Consider the following 16,950-nt stretch of genomic DNA (forward strand, 5'->3'; position numbering starts at 1 on the left):
TCTATGTTTTATTCAGCGACGGCTTCTTCCATATCCATCGCCTCTTCATATTTCCCTAAAATAATGGTCTGGATCCTTTCCCGTGTCTGAGAATTGATTGGATGTGCAATATCACGATATTCCCCATCTGTAGCCTTTCTGCTCGGCATAGCAATAAACAGACCCTTTTCTCCTTCAATAACTTTGATATCATGAACAACAAACTCTTCATCTATGGTGATGGAAACCACCGCTTTCATTTTTCCTTCTTTAGCAACCTTCCTAACTCTTACGTCCGTAATATTCATAACCTTTCTCCTTCCTGTTCTCCCTCTAGATGACGTAGCGTGCATTATTTTCCACTACGATCTTAATGCCGTCTTCCCCGCAGTGATAAGAGTTTGCACGCACTGTATCACGACTCTCAACGATACAGTTCTCAATATGAGTGTTGTCCCCCAGATATACCCCATTTAAAATAATCGAATTTTTAATCACACAGTTATTCCCAACGTATACTTTCTTAAACAGCACTGAATTTTCCACATGCCCGTTGATAATACAGCCGCTGGAAATCAGACTGTTTTTCACCTGGCTGTCCGGATTATATTTTGCCGGCGGAAGGTCATCAATCTTGGAACAAATTCCAGGATTGTCAGAAAAGAAATGTTTGCGCACTTCTGGTTTCAGGAAATCCATATTTGTCTGATAGTAGGACTCTACCGTGGAAATATTACTCCAGTAAGTATCAATCTTATAACCATAGATTCTCTTAAGGTTTTTATAACGGATCAGTACATCATTTACAAAGTCATGACGGTCTTCCAGCGCACACCGCTCAATCATCTCGATCAGCTGACGCCTTCTGATGATATAAATGCCCGTAGATATTGTGTTGGAAGTCGAAATCATCGGCTTCTCATCGAATTCTTCAATCCGATGATCCTCGTTCATTTTCAGAACACCAAAACGGCTGATATCAGTACCTGCCTCGCAGTCTGTACATACGACGGTTACGTCTGCACGCTTCTTAATATGGTATTCCAAAACTTTATTATAATCCAGCTTGTATACACCATCCCCGGATGCAATAACGACATACGGCTCGTGGCTGCTCTTTAAAAATTCAAGATTCTGATAGATTGCATCGGCCGTACCGCGGTACCACCAGCTGTTATCAGATGTGACGGTTGGCGTAAACACATAAAGACCCCCTTGTTTACGTCCGAAATCCCACCACTTCGAGGAACTTAAATGTTCATTTAACGATCTGGCATTATACTGTGTCAGAACAGCTACTTTCTGAATATGAGAGTTAGACATGTTGCTCAGCGAGAAGTCGATACTCCGGTAACTTCCTGCAACAGGCATTGCCGCAATCGCACGCTTCTTTGATAATTCCCTCATCTTATTACTGTTTCCGCCTGCCAGAATAATTCCCAATGCTCTCATACTCATTTACCATCCTTCCCAATTATTGCTCCGCCGCTTGCAAGCTCTCCGCCCGGATAGTCTTCAAGCGTGGTCGTACCGGTAATTGCAGTATTTTTTCCGATTACTACATTAGACGGAATCACACTGTTTTCCCCAACTGTTACGAGCCCGAAGCTGTAGACTGCCGGTTTCAGCACATTGAGTGCTTCCTCTCCGGCTCCCATCACCACGTTGCTGCCCACCGTAACATTCTCCGCAATAATCGCCTTATCAATTACGGTTCCGGCACCAATCCGACAATGCCTCATAATAATCGAACCGCGCACAATGGCTCCCTCTTCAATCGTGACATCTGCACCTATGACTGAATTATGTACTTCGCCATAAATCTCAGATCCCTCACTGATCAGACTCTTTTCCACCACTGCATCATTTGAAATATACTGAGGACGGATAATATCGCCCTTTGTATAAATTTTCCAAAACTCTTCATATAAATTAAATTCCGGTATGATGTCAATAAGCTCCATATTGGCTTCCCAGTAGGAACCAAGTGTACCGACATCTTTCCAATAGCCATTGAACTCATACGCAAAGAGACGCTTTCCATTGTCTCTGCAGTACGGCAGGATATGTTTGCCGAAATCACAGCCTTTTTGTTCCCGCAGCGCCACCAGGGACTCTTTCAATGTCTTCCAGCTGAAAATGTAGATACCCATAGATGCCAGGTTGCTTCTCGGATTCTCCGGTTTTTCTTCAAATTCCGTAATCCGTCCGGTTTCATCCGTTATCATGATACCGAACCGGCTGGCTTCCTCAAGCGGCACCGGCATCGTAGCAATTGTTACGTCTGCCTTATTCGCCTTATGGAAATCAAGCATCACTTCATAATCCATCTTATAAATATGGTCTCCTGACAGTATCAGGACATAATCCGGATTATAGCTTTCCATGTAATCCATATTCTGGAAGATTGCGTTTGCGGTGCCCGTATACCACTGACTGTTTTCACTTTTTTCATACGGAGGAAGGACTGTTACACCGCCGACATTCTTATCCAAATCCCACGGTATACCAATTCCGATATGAGCGTTCAAACGCAATGGCTGGTACTGTGTTAATACACCTACCGTGTCTACGCCGGAATTAATACAATTGCTGAGCGGAAAATCAATGATTCGATATTTGCCGCCAAATGCTACTGCTGGTTTTGCCACTTTCTCTGTCAATACGCCCAGCCTGCTGCCCTGCCCTCCTGCAAGCAGCATAGCGATCATTTCTTTCTTAACCATGCAATCACCTCTTGTCATATATAATAAATGAATTATATCATACTTTAGCACATTAGTGAACAACTTTTACATATTTTTATCCTTATAAACATCTGTTTTTAGAACAATTTACCTAAAATTCGACTAATTTTTACGCGAAACCGGGATTTTCGCCCCAGCAATAGTTCCTATCGGTTATACATTACTATACAATTCATACAGCATCTCAAAGAAACCCTTTTCATTTTTTTAACTTAAGCGTATAATATTTTTAATTACATAGAAAAGGAGTTACTACAATGTACACCATAGATTTCAATCAGCCTATGCACATCCATTTCATCGGCATTGGAGGCATCAGCATGAGCGGTCTCGCCCAGATTCTGCTGAAAGAAAACTTTCAGGTCTCCGGGTCCGACGCAAAGGAAAGTGCTTTGACAAAACAGCTGGAAGAAAAAGGTGCCGTCCTCTATTACGGACAACGCGCCTCCAACATTGATGATTCTGTGGACCTGGTGGTCTACACAGCCGCTATCCATCCGGATAACCCGGAATATGCAGCGGCTGCTGAAAGATCGATTCCCATGCTCTCACGCGCCCAGCTTCTGGGGCAGATCATGAAAAATTATGAAATACCGATCGCCGTATCCGGCACTCACGGAAAGACGACAACAACTTCCATGCTTTCTCATATACTGATGCAGGGCGACTGTGATCCGACAATATCCGTAGGAGGCATCCTTCCATCCATTCATGGAAATATCCGTGTCGGAAACTCCGGTACATTTATCACCGAGGCCTGCGAATATACGAACAGCTTTCTCAGCTTCTTCCCAAAGATCAGTATCATTCTGAACATGGACGCCGATCATCTGGATTTCTTTAAAGACATCGATGACATTCGACTTTCATTTCGGAAATTCGCAGAACTGCTGCCGGATGACGGCACATTGATTATCAACAGCGATACCCCCGAATACGAGACCGTCACAGACGGGCTTTCCTGCCGAGTCATCACATACGGCCTGAATACCAATGCCGAATACACGGCTGACGCCATCAGTTATGACACCTTTGGCCATCCCACCTTTGACTGCCTCAGAAACGGAACCAGAATCGGAACTTTTTCCCTGAAGGTTCCCGGTCTTCACAATGTTTCAAATGCGCTGGCGTCCATCGCGGCCGCGCAGCTTTTTGAACTTGACTGTGATACCATTCAGGAAGGTTTTTCCAGTTTTCTGGGAACTGACCGGAGATTTCAGTATAAAGGCGAAATCGGCGGTGTCACGGTCATTGACGACTACGCACACCATCCGACTGAAATAGAAGCCACCCTGACTTCTGCAAAAAACTATCCGCATAAAAAATTATGGTGTGTCTTCCAGCCGCATACCTATACCCGCACCAAGGCATTGCTGCATGAGTTTGCCAGGGCTCTGACACATGCGGATACTGTCATTCTCTGCGATATTTACGCGGCACGTGAGAAAAACACCATCGGCATCACCTCGAAAGATCTTCAGGCCTGTATTCAGGACCTGGGAACCGAGTGCCTGTACTTTTCAACTTTTGATGCTATTGAAAACTTTTTACTGGAAAATTGTACACACGGCGATTTGTTGATAACTATGGGGGCGGGAGATGTCGTCACCATCGGCGAAAAGCTGCTTGGTCAGTGATTTATCCACACTATCCACAGTGTTATACACATTTTTTGTGTGTATCCGCTGTGGATTTTTTGTGTATAACTCCGTTAACATAATTTTCGACACCAGATTGCGCATTTTCGACGTTTTTTCCATATGAAACGACATTTCCGGTTGCAAATATTGACAAAGCCACATACTTATCCACATCATCCACACTTTCCACAATTTAGCCTGTTTTTACTCCGATATACCCCCTGTAAAAAAAGGCTATTCTCTTTCTGACATGTGTATGCTATAATGTGTTTGACCTCAGGAAAACATGTAATTTTCCTGGGAATTTACGGATATGACGGTGATTTTATGAATCCATTAAAAATACATAATAACTGTTCTGAGGATGTAACGATTGTATCAAATTACTTTCTGGATTTGTACATGCCAAAAGCAAATGGAGAGTTTGTAAAAATATATCTCTATCTGTTGAGGATGATTTCTTCTGACGACTGCTCACTCACATTATCATCCATCGCAGACACATTTGACTGTACAGAAAACGATGTAGAGCGTGCACTCCGTTACTGGGACAAGAAAGAAATTCTGCGTCTCACAATTGGTACTGCCAATCAGATTACCGGATTGACACTGCTGCCCTTTACCAAACAGAAGGGTGCCGGGATTTCAGCCGTTTCCGAAAAAGAAACCGCAGCTTATCCTCAGCCGGAGCCCGCATCGGTTCCGTCGGCCTATTCGCTGACACCTGACAGAGTAAAGGAACTGAAGAAGAACGAAGAAGTCATGCAGCTGCTATTCATTGCAGAACAGTATCTTGGAAAGACTTTATCCCCAACGGAGACGACGCGCATTTTATATTTCTATGAAGAACTGCATTTTTCTGCAGATCTGATCGAATATCTGATCGAATACTGCGTTTCCAAGGGCAGCAAAAGCATACGATACATGGAAAAGGTTGCGCTTGCATGGGCGCAGTCAGGGATATCTACGGTCAAAATGGCGAAGCAGGAGACAAATACCTTCAGCAAACACTATTTTTCTGTCCTGAAGGCATTCGGCATCACCAGCAGAAATCCTGTCGAATCAGAGATTCAGATGATCGACCGCTGGATGAAAGACTATGGTTTTACCACCGATATCATTCTGGAAGCATGTGCAAGGACGATCAATCAGACCGGTAAGCCAAGCTTTCAATATGCGGACGGTATACTGGGAGCATGGCATAAAAACGGCGTCCTCTCTTTCTCAGATATACAGGAAATGGATGTTCGCCACAAGGAATCCAGGGATCGGACTGCACCCAGGATTCAAAATAAAACCCCCAACAAATTCAATAATTTTCATCAGAGGGATTACAATTTCTCTGATCTCGAAAAACAGCTGCTGAAGAAGTAAAGGAGATTTACGTGCCTCTGAAAAATTCACAATACGATGAAATCATGCGGGATTACAACCGCAGACAACTTCAAAATAAGCATATATTGGACGAGCACATCAATGAAGCATATGGAAAAATCCCCCGGCTCGAAGAGATTGACCGGGAAATTTCAAGACTGTCCATTCAAAAAGCAAGAGCACTTCTTGGAGCAGGCGAGACTGCCGATTTCAATCTGGTACGCGTGATCGCTGATCTGGCGGATGAAAGGAAACATCTTCTGGCTGCCTACGGTTACCCGGAAGATTATCTCACCATACACTATGATTGTCCGCTGTGCCGCGATACCGGATATATAGGAACTGAAAAATGCAGCTGTTTTAAAAAAGCCGCGGTTGACCTTTTGTATACCCAGTCCAATATCAAGGAAATACTAAAGAAAGAAAATTTTAATACCTTTTCCTACGACTACTATCCGGAAACGGTAATCAGTGAAGCAACCGGTCTATCGGCCCTTGACACAGCGCGTCTGGCCGTAGAAAAATCGCTTGAATTTATCCGCAGTTTTGACCAAAAATTCGACAATCTGTTTCTCTATGGAGATACGGGAGTGGGAAAGACTTTTCTTTCCCACTGTATTGCCAGAGAATTGATCGACACCGCACATTGTGTCATCTATTTCTCTGCGTTTGATTTGTTTGATCTGCTGGCTCAGAATACGTTTTCCCGCTCGGAAGACTCATCTGAATTAAACGAACATATTTTTGACTGTGACCTGCTGATTATCGATGATCTGGGAACCGAATTAACGAACAGTTTTGTGGCATCTCAGCTGTTCCTGTGCATTAATGAGCGGTTGATGCGTGAGAAATCCACGCTGATCTCTACCAATCTGTCACTGGAACGGTTTTCGGAAATGTATTCGGAACGCGTTTTTTCCCGGATTTCCAGCAACTACACTATGATCAAACTGATAGGAAATGATATTCGTATTCAAAAAAAACTGCGAGGAGGAAATCAGTAATGGAAGAAAGCAATGTCAAGCAACTGGAGACGCTCCCTGTGGGCCGTCTCGGAATCATAGCCCTGAACAGCTTCACAGAGACAGGAAAGAAAGTGGATAATTTCCTGGTTCAATGGAGGAAAGAAAGGAAGCATGAATATAAGTCTTCCATCGCATTTGAGGGATATGAACGCGACACGTATCTGATCGATTCCATCGTTCCACGGTTCGGTTCGGGTGAGGCAAAGGGTATTATCCGTGAATCCGTGCGCGGTGATGATCTTTATATTCTGGTCGACGTCTGCAATCACAGCCTGACATATAAACTGTGCGGATACGAAAACCGAATGTCTCCCGATGATCATTTCCAGGATTTAAAGCGCATCATAGCTGCCGTCGGCGGCAAAGCCCGCAGAGTGAATGTCATCATGCCGTTCCTGTATGAAAGCCGTCAGCACAAGCGCTCCGGCCGCGAATCTCTGGACTGTGCAAATGCGCTTCAGGAACTGGTGGAAATGGGCGTGGAAAATATTATTACCTTTGACGCTCATGATCCCCGTGTTCAGAACGCCATCCCTCTTCACGGATTCGAAACTGTGCAGCCCGCATATCAGTTTATCAAAGGCCTCCTCCGCAATGAACCGGATATCAGGATCGACAGCGACCACCTGATGGTGATCAGCCCTGATGAAGGCGGTATGAGCCGTGCCATCTATATCGCAAACAACCTTGGCGTTGATATGGGTATGTTTTATAAGCGCAGAGATTATTCCACCATCATCAATGGAAAAAATCCCATTGTCGCACATGAATTTCTTGGGGCTGATGTCGAAGGGAAAGATATGATCATCATCGACGATATGATTTCTTCCGGAGACAGCATGATCGAAGTTGCTCAGCTTTTGAAGGAGCGCAAAGCCGCAAAAATTTTCATGTGTTCTACTTTCGGTCTGTTCACAAATGGTCTGGAAAAGTTTGACCGTGCGTTCGAAGCCGGTCTGTTTGACCGCATGCTGACTACCAACCTTGTTTATCAGGACCCAGAACTGCTTCATCGGCCATATTACATCAATTGTGATCTGAGTAAATACATCGCCTTTATCATAGACCATCTGAACCATGATGTATCGATCAGTAGCCTTCTAGACCCAGCGGAACGCATTCAGAAGGTTCTGAAGAAATATCGAAACCACGAAACATTTTAAAATACCGATACAGAATCTGTTAAAAAACCGACGGACAGTGTGCATATCATTCACACCTGCCGCCGGTTTTTATTCACTATATTTCACTCACATCGATATCGGGATCTCAGAATGCTGATCTCCTGTGCATAACCGTCCAGCTCATTTGGCGTCTCCAGATAGAACGGCAGCCCACGCAGTGCGGGGTGGTTGATCAGCTTTTCAAACGCCTCCAGTCCGATGCTGCCCTCTCCGATTTTCTCATGGCGGTCTTTGTGGCTGCCAATCGGATTCATGCTGTCATTCAGATGAATCGCCTTCAGCCGGGTAAGTCCGACCACCCGGTCAAATTCCCCGATCACGTCATCCAGATGACCGACAATATCGTAACCCGCATCATATACGTGACACGTATCCATACAGACGCCCATCTTCTCACTGCAGTCCACACCGTCTAAAATCGCACGGATCTCCTCGAAACGTCCTCCGATCTCTGTCCCTTTACCGGCCATTGTCTCCAGCAGCACAGTTGTCGACTGATCGTGTCTGAGCAGCTCATTCAGCTGAGATACAATCTGTTCTATTCCTCTGTCCGCCCCCTGTCCGGTATGGCTGCCCGGATGAAAATTATAATAATTCCCCGGCAGATGTTCCATTCTGCGCAGATCGTCTTCCATGGTCATCTTTGCAAATTCCCTGGTCTTTTCTTCCTTGGAGCAAGGGTTCAGGGTATACGGCGCATGCGCGAGGACCGTGTTTATTCTGGCGCCTTTCGCATAGGCCAAAAACGCTGCCACATCCTGAAGATCCAGTTCTTTTGCTCTGCTCCCCCTGGGATTCCTGGTAAAAAACTGAAACGTATTGGCACCGATCCTGACTGCCTCACGCCCCATATGCAGAAAACCTTTTGCGGAGGATAAGTGACTTCCTATCATTAACATACGTTACTCCTTCTGTGCCAGATTGATTTTATGGTACGGTATCCTAAGCTGGTCAAGCAGACGTTCTTCTCTCCCATGACAGGTAAACAGCAGGACCTGGTGCTCACATCCTGAGAGCCATTGCAGTGTCTCTCCCAGGCGCCTGTCATCATACATGACAAATACCTCATCCAGCATAAGCGGAAGCTTTTCTTCACGGCATACCACTTCGCTCACTGCCATACGAAATGCAAAGTAAATCTGCTCCAGCGTACCCCTGCTCAGCTGTTCCGGAGATACATATGCCTCCTTCGTACAGATCCCCATCTGCATATCATCTGAAAAGTGGATGGATGCATATTTTCCCTGGGTGATTCCGGACAGTATTGCGGCCGTTTTTCTCTGCAGTTCCTCACCCAGCCAGTTCTTTTTTCCGGCAGACAGCCTGTTGATAACCTCCATCGCCAGATCGACAGCATCGAGATCTTCCTGCAGCGTATTTTCATCTGTCATGGTCTGCGCCAGCTCCTGAAATTCATTTTTCAGGTTCTCGTATTCCGTACTTCGCTCCGCACACTGCTGATTTAGCCTGTCGATCTCCCACCTCAGCCTGTCTGCCTCCTCCTTCTGCCTGTAAGTTTCGCCAAGCTGTCTCTCTTTCTCCTTCATCTGCACCTGTCTCTGCCGGTTATATTTCACCACGATCAATGCTCCCGCCAGCAGCGCACAGCAGAAAGACACAATCTGAATAACAGTCTGCGCGCGAAATAGAATCCCGGCCAGTACCAGAATCAGCGCCAGTCCCCCTAATGCCCAGAATCCTTTCAGGCCTTTTTCCGCAGGTGTTTTAGGCTCTTTGCCATTATCACATGAAATTTCCTTCAGCTGCTTTTTCTGCACCTCCAGCTGGAGAGCGGCATCTGTCAGCTCCTTCTCCACATATCCCATCCTGCCTTTGAGCTCTTTCTGCTTCATCTGAAGTTCCTGGCGTTCTTCTCTCATCTGACGTTCATATTCTTTCCTGTCCAGCTTCAAATGATACAGTGCCTCTTCCACATCGAGCGTCGGTACGCTGCTCTCCTGGTAATTCACCATATAATTGCGCAGTTCGCCCGGCAGTCCTTCATCCGTCCGGCTCTTCAGCTGTCCGATACATACGGTATTATCAAACATGGCCTCGCTGACATTGCCGAGAAGCATCTTCAGATCCCCCTGAGGAATAGAAAGTTTTTCTCCATCTGTCTCACAGATAAGCTCTTCCTGCAGGCTGTTCTTATGAAAACTGCGCCGAATACAGAAAATTTTTCCTCCGCTCTCAAACCTGAGTGTCCCTGCATAGTACGTGCTGTTTTCCCACGGCTCATATCTGCTGTATACATCCTTCCCTGCGGCACGGCCGCGCTGTCTGCGCATCCCGTAGAGCATGCTTTTAATAAACGTATGCAGCGTCGTTTTCCCGCTTTCATTGGGTCCGTAAATCAGGTTGATCCCCGGTTTCAGCCGGACTCGCCGGTCATGAAATTTTCCAAAATTTTTTATTTCCAATTCTCTGATATTCATGTTGTCACATATCCTTTTGGGAAGCAAGCAGCGCCTGCAGCCCATAATATAAAGCTTTTCTCTCTATCGGCTCCTCACAGCATTTAAAATGCCTGATGTAAGCTGCAATCAGACTCCCTTCATACTGTTCCTCCAGCAGATCAAAATCATAATCCGGCTGCGTCTCATCCGTCACATCAATGACATTTCCGAGTTCCCGTATCCTGTGAAGGTCAATGTTCATCTGCGCGTCCCGGAAGCCATGCAGTTCAATCTTAAAAATATTGTCCGACCCCTCTTCCGCAATCTGTGCGGAAATCTGCTCCTCCAGTGAAAACTGCGCAGTATCTGGCGTAACTGTAACTGTCAGCGGTATATAGGACCTCATGGCAGACGGCACAAATTCCAGAGACACCATGCCGTCACGGTAATTTCCGCGAATATAGCCATGGCGGCCTATGTCATTGCGGTCGATTGGCTCCAGCGCCCCGGCAAATACCGCCATATTTCTGATGACAGTCTGGGGTCTGTGAATATGTCCCAACGCAATATAATCAAATCCGCCCGCCGCAAGCTGTTCCGTCTGAATCGGCATATGACGCTCATCGCCCCCGTGAGCCAGCAAAATATGGCATCCCGGCTTCTGGAGTGCCCCTGTTTTGCAGATGGACTCATCCGGCAATTCTCTGCTGTGATAGCTTCTGCCGTAAACCCATGCATCTGCCTGCGGAACATAGACTGCTTCCACCTGATCTTTCCAAAGTCCGATCACATTTTTGCTCCATGGATACTTCAAATAATAAGAATCCCGTCTGATATAATCATGGTTGCCTGCTATCATCACTACCGTTGTCTGCGGAATTGTAGAAAACAGATAATCCACTTCTTTTAATTCCCGCAGCAGCGGCTGTCTGTGGAACAGGTCTCCAGCGATCAGCAGCAGTTCTGGTTTTTCCTCCCTTACGGCATAGATCACATTGCAGAAGCTGTCCCAGATCTCATTTTTCCGCTCTTCACTCCACGGGAACCCCGCATCGGGTGATGCCCCCAGATGCACATCCGCTATATGAAAAAAACGCATCGCACCGGCTCTCCTTTTCATGCACTTTGCAAACATTTGTTCTGTCCTACATCATATCATGACAGGCTCTGTTTGTCCAGAAAAGAAAAACAGAAGCATATGAAATACTTCTGTTCACCCTTTATAATTATAATATCTGATTGTTATAATTCACAGTTATTGACCGTTCTCGGGAACGGGATGACGTCCCTGATATTACTCATCCCCGTCAGATACATCACACAGCGTTCGAATCCAAGTCCAAATCCTGCGTGGCGTGTGGAACCGTATTTTCTGAGATCCAGATAGAACGCGTAATCCTCCGCATTCAGATTCAATTCCGCCATCCTGCCGAGCAGTTTATCGTAGTCATCCTCCCTCTGGCTTCCGCCGATAATCTCCCCGATTCCCGGGACAAGGCAGTCCATCGCAGCTACCGTTTTTCCATCTTCATTCAGTTTCATATAAAACGCCTTGATCTCCTTCGGGTAATCTGTCACGAAAACCGGCCGTTTAAACACCTCTTCCGTCAGATACCGTTCGTGTTCCGTCTGAAGGTCCACTCCCCAGGAAACTTTATATTCGAACTTCTCGTTGTTTTTCTCCAGAATCTCAATTGCCTCCGTATAGGTAACATGTCCGAATTCAGAATTCAGTACGTGGTTCAGGCGGTCCAGCAGCCCCTTGTCCACAAAGGAATTGAAGAAATTCATCTCCTCGGGCGCCTGTTCCAATACATATTGGATGACATATTTCAGCATGCTCTCTGCGAGATCCATATTGTCTTCCAGGTCTGCAAATGTGATCTCCGGTTCAATCATCCAGAATTCCGCCGCATGACGTGTGGTGTTAGAATTCTCAGCACGGAACGTGGGACCGAACGTATAGATATTGCGGAACGCCTGCGCATACGTCTCACCGTTTAACTGACCGCTCACGGTGAGATTCGTCTCCTTCCCGAAAAAATCCCGGGCGTAGTCGACTGCCCCCTCTTCCGTCTTTGGTATCTGATCCAGGTCAAGTGTCGTCACACGGAACATCTCACCGGCACCTTCACAGTCGCTTCCCGTGATCAGCGGCGTATGAACGTAGACAAAGCCTCTGTCCTGGAAAAACCGGTGGATTGCATATGCGATCAGCGAGCGCACGCGGAAAACCGCCTGAAACGTATTCGTACGCGGACGAAGATGCGTGATCGTGCGAAGGTACTCCAGGCTGTGACGTTTTTTCTGAAGCGGATAATCCGGCGCGGATGCCCCCTCTACCGTCACTTCGTCTGCCTGAATCTCAAACGGCTGTTTCGCTTGAGGTGTTGCAACGAGCCTCCCTTTTACGATAACTGCCGCTCCCACATTCAGCTTAGATATCTCGGAAAAATTATCCATTTTGTCGTGGTATACAATCTGAAGCGTCTCGAAAAATGTTCCGTCATGCAGAACGATAAATCCAAATGTTTTAGAATCCCGTACGCTTCTGATCCAGCCGCCCACACTTATTTCCTGATCGAGGTAAGTATCCCTGTCTTTATAAATCTCACGAATTGTTGTCAGTTTCATTTTAAGTTTCTCCCTATTTTTCACTTTTCCCCCATTTTAGCACGCTCACGCGGCAGTTTCAAGAGGGGATAACGCCATTGCCGTGCAGAACGGACCGGCATCAGCCGGTCCGTTCCCAAATCAGTCTCTCAGTTCTCCAGTCTTTTCATATCCGTTTTTCATATCAAAGGCCAGCACCGCATCGCTGTTCGCGATATAAAAGGTATCGCCGATATAGACGCCCCTGGAATTCTCGAACTCTGAGGAAACGCCATTTTGTGCTGAATATGTCATGGCATTTTTAAACCCGTTATGATCATCATAGCTAAATACGAAATAACTGCTGTTTGAACCTCCCCTGTTTCCGTAACTCGTAGTCACGAAACCGATCACATTTTTCTGAGGACTGACGGTCAGCGCCTTATAGTTATATTCCCCAGGAAAATAATCTATATTCTCGATGATCTTCCTGCTGATTTCTTTCACATCCGAAGGATCTGATATGTCAAACATCGAAAGCTTAAGGCCCTTGCGTGTGCCCGTATCCGGGTCGGTCTCCCATCCGATCCCAAGCAGACGGTTCTCTCCGTAAAAGTGCAGATATTCCGAAAATCCGGTAACCTTCAGCTCTCCCAGAATCTTCGGATTCTCAGGGTCTGTAAAATCCACAGAGAAGAGAGGATCCACCTGCCGGTACGTCACAAAATAGCCGGTATTCCCCATAAACCTTGCAGAATAAATACTTTCTCCCTCTGCCAGGCCTTCTGCTTTTCCTACGATCTCCATATCCTGATTCAGCACGTAAATGCAGTTATCCTGAGTGTTTCCCGACCATCGCGTCGTCAGGACACGAAGATAGCCGTCATATTCGTTTGTCGCAAAATCGTCGGTGACGGTACCGCCTATGACCGCAGCGCCCACACCTTCGATCTTTCCATCCCTGAAACTGAACTTGGCGATCGCTGTCTGATCCCCCGTATTCTCCCACATATCCCGTTCCAGATAAATATTTTCCGTGCTGACGTAAAAGCGGCTCGCACTGTCCAGGATCGCTTTCTTATCCGCAATCTCATCCGGTTTTCCGATGTTGACAGATGTGATGAGCAGATACTGTGACCCGCCGCCTTCTGCCGGAAGATAAATATCGGAGACTGCAAATGTTTCACCTGCCGCCAGCGGCATGATGCCGTATGGATCATCTCCGGCATACGCTTCCTGCCGTTCCAGCTGATACGCCGGATAATAATCGGTGAACAGGTAGACGTATTGCCCTACCTTGCGTGAGGTATGATAAGTCCCGTCCTGGGAAACTTCACCAGTCAGCTTCGGCTCTCTCCTGTCTTTCAGGTCGTACGTATACAGCGTAGTCACCGCGCGGTAATTCATATAGTAGGTATCTGCAGATTTCTCCGTCAATGAGTTATCATATTGCTGACATATGATGTTAAGTACATCTCCATCCAGGTAGATCTCCTGGATACTGCCATCCGAAGCTTTATCCGGAAGCCTGATCACGGATACCTCTTCCAGATTTGCCCCGTCAGCCTTTACAATCCGCACATCGCGGCTGTTTCGTATGATATACAGATATTCACCGTCCGTTTTGACAACATCACCTTCGTCCACACCTTCAACCTGCACATTGGTGCCGGAATACCCCGTGTTTCCCCCTGTATCTTCCTCAGCAGGCGCTGTGTCGGCAACCGCGGACTCTGTGGACGCCGTGCTGCTGTTCGAAGAACCGGCTGCCGCAGCCCCTCCGGCCTCCATGACATCATCCATTGCCCAGTTTTCCGCATACTTCTCCTGTGTCTGGAACGCATCGTAGATATCGTCATAATTTTCAGCGGGGACATACATCGAATCCAGAACCTTTTTCCCCTCGGACGTCTGTTCCGTGGTATCATCTGCACTCTCGGAGTCCTTCGTGTCCAGGCCCCTGCTCCGGACCGAAGCGGTATTCGAGGAGTCAGAAGATTCCTTTTGTGTCAGGGGTACCTGTGTGAGTATCAGCAGCAGCACAACAACAGCCGCTGCCGCTGCAATACCGCGGATGGCCCTTCTTATCTTCCTGTCTCTTATCCCCTGCTCCGACGGTCTGACAAAATCAAGCATTTCCGGTTTCAGTCCCTCAGGCACATCGCAGGAGTCAGCGGAACGTTTGATTTTCTCCAGCAATTTATCATCATTCATAAAATCGCCCTCCTATTCTTCCAACATCTGTCTCATTTTTGCTAATGCCCGGCTTTCCTTAGAGCGAATCGTATTCTCATTTTTATGTAGAATCCTGGCAATTTCCCGGCTGGTGTATCCCGCAAACAAGTGCATGGAAATGATCAGGCGTTCTTCGTCAGACAGTCTGGAAAACGCCTGCCGCACCTGAAATTCTTCCGTGAAATCCCCGCTCTTTTCAAGATCATCCGGCAGTTCAGACGTCTTCCGGGTATACTCCTTCAGTCTGCGCCTGCATTTGTTCGACAGGATCTTAAAAATCCAGTTTTTAAAGGCATCCGCTTCTCTCAGCGAACTGATTCCATTATAAGCATCCGCAACTGCATCTGCGACAACGTCCTCCGCATCATGGCAGTTTTTCAGTGTATATAAAGCAAAACGGTACATATCGACATAAACCATCTCATATAGTCTGGCAAACGCATCCCTGTCTTTTGCCCTTGCCCGTTCAACCAAAACTTTGCAGTCCTCCATAATCTCACCCCTTTATTTGAAATGCATTTCGTATATACAGTGTCTCATATCCCACATTCTGTTGCAAGAAAAGAAAAAGTACAGGAAGATTTTTTTCTCCCTGTACTTAACTTATTCACTACTGCAGATTTTCGGGATTCAGGCACTCAAGTTCCTGAACAACAAAACGCCCGTCCTTTCTGACCAGTACGTCGTCAAAATAGATTTCTCCGCCGCCGTATTCCGGACGCTGGATCAACACCAGATCCCAGTGAATCGCAGATTCATTCCCGTTTGGAGCTTCCTGATAACAGTTTCCCGGCGTGAAATGGATCGATCCCTGAATTTTCTCATCAAATAAAATATCTTTCATAGGTTCCAGAATATACGGATTGACACCGATTGCAAATTCACCGATGTACCTTGCACCCTGATCAGTATCAAAGACCTCATTGATCCGCTCTGTATCATTTGCAACTGCCTTTACAATTCTCCCATTCTCAAATTCAAGGCAGATATTGTCATAGGTAAATCCATTGTACAGCGACGGGGCATTATACGTGATCTTACCATTCACAGATTCCCGGACCGGTGCGGTATACACCTCTCCGTCCGGTATGTTCATGTTTCCGGCACACGGTATTGCCGGAATGCCCCTGATGGAAAATGAAAGATCTGTGCCCGGGCCAGTGATACGCACGTTATCTGTGCGTTCCATATATCCGGTCAGCGCTTCCATCGCCGCATTCATCTTTGAATAGTCCAGATTGCAGACCTGAAAATAGAAATCCTCGAACTTCTCCACGCTCATCCCGGCGAGCTGTGCCATAGCGGCATTGGGATACCGCAGTATCACCCAACGTGTCTTCGGTACGCGGATCCCGTGATGTACAGGAGTCTGATAATACGTGTCATATAACATCATGCACTCGGACGGCACATCCGACAGTTCCGATACGTTATCGCTGCCGCGAACGCCGATGTAGCAGTCCATTTTTGACATCTCCAGTGCATCGACCTCCGCCATCAGCTCCATCTGTTCTTTTGTAGCGTGCAGCAGCTGTTCCCGCTGCAGCTGGGGATCCGTGAAATGGATAAACGGAACGCCTCCTGCCCGATATACTTCCTTCACCAGCTGCCGGGCAAGTTCTTTGGTGTCCTTGCCAATATAATGAATATAAACCTTGTCTCCTGCTTTCACACCGCAGGAATAATTCACAAGACCTGCGGCGAGCACTTCAATTCTGCTGTCCATCGCACATTCTCCTAACGATTATTTTGTGTAACAGTTCAGACGGCGGGAA

General features: G+C 46.7%; 14 protein-coding genes. 4 read left to right on the forward strand and 10 right to left on the reverse strand.

Annotation, left to right across the window (positions count from 1 at the left end; genetic code table 11):
* Positions 1-8: 8 nt before the first annotated feature.
* The 3 genes from spoVG to NQ502_RS05265 are packed head-to-tail and all read right to left on the reverse strand — an operon-like array spanning position 9 to position 2,705.
* Positions 9-287, reverse strand: a complete 279-nt coding sequence (spoVG, locus tag NQ502_RS05255; RefSeq protein ID WP_028529118.1) for a septation regulator SpoVG — start codon at positions 285-287, stop codon at positions 9-11.
* Between the two features lie 25 nt (positions 288-312).
* Positions 313-1,431 (reverse strand): glucose-1-phosphate adenylyltransferase subunit GlgD, encoded by a 1,119-nt coding sequence (glgD, locus tag NQ502_RS05260; protein ID WP_028529117.1) that lies wholly within the window; start codon positions 1,429-1,431, stop codon positions 313-315.
* 2 nt (positions 1,432-1,433) lie between these two features.
* A complete protein-coding gene (locus NQ502_RS05265; RefSeq protein ID WP_028529116.1) occupies positions 1,434-2,705 on the reverse strand; it encodes a glucose-1-phosphate adenylyltransferase in 1,272 nt (423 codons plus the stop codon).
* A 278-nt stretch (positions 2,706-2,983) separates the two neighbouring features.
* Here NQ502_RS05265 and murC point away from each other — a divergent pair, with 278 nt between their 5' ends.
* The 4 genes from murC (at position 2,984) to NQ502_RS05285 (ending at position 7,928) form a co-directional block, all read left to right on the forward strand.
* On the forward strand, positions 2,984-4,363 hold the full coding sequence (murC, locus tag NQ502_RS05270) for a UDP-N-acetylmuramate--L-alanine ligase (protein WP_028529115.1): 1,380 nt from the start codon (positions 2,984-2,986) through the stop codon (positions 4,361-4,363).
* Between the two features lie 330 nt (positions 4,364-4,693).
* Complete coding sequence (locus tag NQ502_RS05275; RefSeq protein ID WP_028529114.1) at positions 4,694-5,740, forward strand: DnaD domain protein; 1,047 nt, start codon at positions 4,694-4,696, stop codon at positions 5,738-5,740.
* Between the two features lie 11 nt (positions 5,741-5,751).
* The gene (locus NQ502_RS05280; protein ID WP_028529113.1) at positions 5,752-6,744 is read left to right on the forward strand and encodes an ATP-binding protein; all 993 of its coding nucleotides are present in this window, start codon (positions 5,752-5,754) and stop codon (positions 6,742-6,744) included.
* The gene (locus tag NQ502_RS05285) at positions 6,744-7,928 is read left to right on the forward strand and encodes a ribose-phosphate pyrophosphokinase (protein WP_028529112.1); all 1,185 of its coding nucleotides are present in this window, start codon (positions 6,744-6,746) and stop codon (positions 7,926-7,928) included. The genes NQ502_RS05280 and NQ502_RS05285 overlap by 1 nt, the downstream gene beginning before the upstream one ends.
* Positions 7,929-8,011: 83 nt before the next feature.
* On the opposite strand, the gene NQ502_RS05290 is transcribed toward NQ502_RS05285, so the two are convergent.
* From NQ502_RS05290 to NQ502_RS05320, 7 genes are all read right to left on the reverse strand, one after another.
* A complete protein-coding gene (locus NQ502_RS05290) occupies positions 8,012-8,848 on the reverse strand; it encodes a deoxyribonuclease IV (protein ID WP_028529111.1) in 837 nt (278 codons plus the stop codon).
* Positions 8,849-8,851: 3 nt separating this feature from the next.
* Positions 8,852-10,387: an ATP-binding protein gene (locus NQ502_RS05295; protein WP_028529110.1), complete on the reverse strand. Its 1,536-nt coding sequence runs from the start codon at positions 10,385-10,387 to the stop codon at positions 8,852-8,854.
* Positions 10,388-10,391: 4 nt separating this feature from the next.
* Positions 10,392-11,447 (reverse strand): metallophosphoesterase family protein, encoded by a 1,056-nt coding sequence (locus NQ502_RS05300; protein WP_028529109.1) that lies wholly within the window; start codon positions 11,445-11,447, stop codon positions 10,392-10,394.
* A gap of 143 nt (positions 11,448-11,590) precedes the next feature.
* Positions 11,591-12,982, reverse strand: coding sequence for an asparagine--tRNA ligase (asnS, locus tag NQ502_RS05305; RefSeq protein WP_028529108.1), 1,392 nt, complete (start codon positions 12,980-12,982; stop codon positions 11,591-11,593).
* Between the two features lie 120 nt (positions 12,983-13,102).
* Positions 13,103-15,154 carry a beta-propeller domain-containing protein gene (locus NQ502_RS05310; protein ID WP_028529107.1) on the reverse strand — a complete coding sequence of 684 codons (2,052 nt, stop codon included), beginning with the start codon at positions 15,152-15,154 and terminating at the stop codon, positions 13,103-13,105.
* A 12-nt stretch (positions 15,155-15,166) separates the two neighbouring features.
* Entirely contained in the window at positions 15,167-15,667 is a 501-nt protein-coding gene (locus tag NQ502_RS05315; RefSeq protein ID WP_028529106.1) for an RNA polymerase sigma factor, read from the reverse strand.
* A gap of 118 nt (positions 15,668-15,785) precedes the next feature.
* Entirely contained in the window at positions 15,786-16,901 is a 1,116-nt protein-coding gene (locus NQ502_RS05320; RefSeq protein ID WP_028529105.1) for an aminopeptidase, read from the reverse strand.
* Positions 16,902-16,950: the final 49 nt, after the last annotated feature.

Origin of the sequence: Ruminococcus gauvreauii (genome assembly GCF_025151995.1) — a bacterium.
GTDB classification, from domain to species: domain Bacteria; phylum Bacillota; class Clostridia; order Lachnospirales; family Lachnospiraceae; genus Ruminococcus_G; species Ruminococcus_G gauvreauii.

Coding starts and splice junctions, on each gene's coding strand:
- NQ502_RS05265 (WP_028529116.1), bottom strand. CDS start 2,705: ATGGTTAAGAAAGAAATGATCGCTATGCTGCTTGCAGGAGGGCAGGGC.
- NQ502_RS05285 (WP_028529112.1), top strand. CDS start 6,744: ATGGAAGAAAGCAATGTCAAGCAACTGGAGACGCTCCCTGTGGGCCGT.
- NQ502_RS05310 (WP_028529107.1), bottom strand. CDS start 15,154: ATGAATGATGATAAATTGCTGGAGAAAATCAAACGTTCCGCTGACTCC.
- asnS (WP_028529108.1), bottom strand. CDS start 12,982: ATGAAACTGACAACAATTCGTGAGATTTATAAAGACAGGGATACTTAC.
- NQ502_RS05320 (WP_028529105.1), bottom strand. CDS start 16,901: ATGGACAGCAGAATTGAAGTGCTCGCCGCAGGTCTTGTGAATTATTCC.
- NQ502_RS05315 (WP_028529106.1), bottom strand. CDS start 15,667: ATGGAGGACTGCAAAGTTTTGGTTGAACGGGCAAGGGCAAAAGACAGG.
- NQ502_RS05290 (WP_028529111.1), bottom strand. CDS start 8,848: ATGTTAATGATAGGAAGTCACTTATCCTCCGCAAAAGGTTTTCTGCAT.
- NQ502_RS05300 (WP_028529109.1), bottom strand. CDS start 11,447: ATGCGTTTTTTTCATATAGCGGATGTGCATCTGGGGGCATCACCCGAT.
- murC (WP_028529115.1), top strand. CDS start 2,984: ATGTACACCATAGATTTCAATCAGCCTATGCACATCCATTTCATCGGC.
- glgD (WP_028529117.1), bottom strand. CDS start 1,431: ATGAGAGCATTGGGAATTATTCTGGCAGGCGGAAACAGTAATAAGATG.
- NQ502_RS05275 (WP_028529114.1), top strand. CDS start 4,694: ATGAATCCATTAAAAATACATAATAACTGTTCTGAGGATGTAACGATT.
- spoVG (WP_028529118.1), bottom strand. CDS start 287: ATGAATATTACGGACGTAAGAGTTAGGAAGGTTGCTAAAGAAGGAAAA.
- NQ502_RS05295 (WP_028529110.1), bottom strand. CDS start 10,387: ATGAATATCAGAGAATTGGAAATAAAAAATTTTGGAAAATTTCATGAC.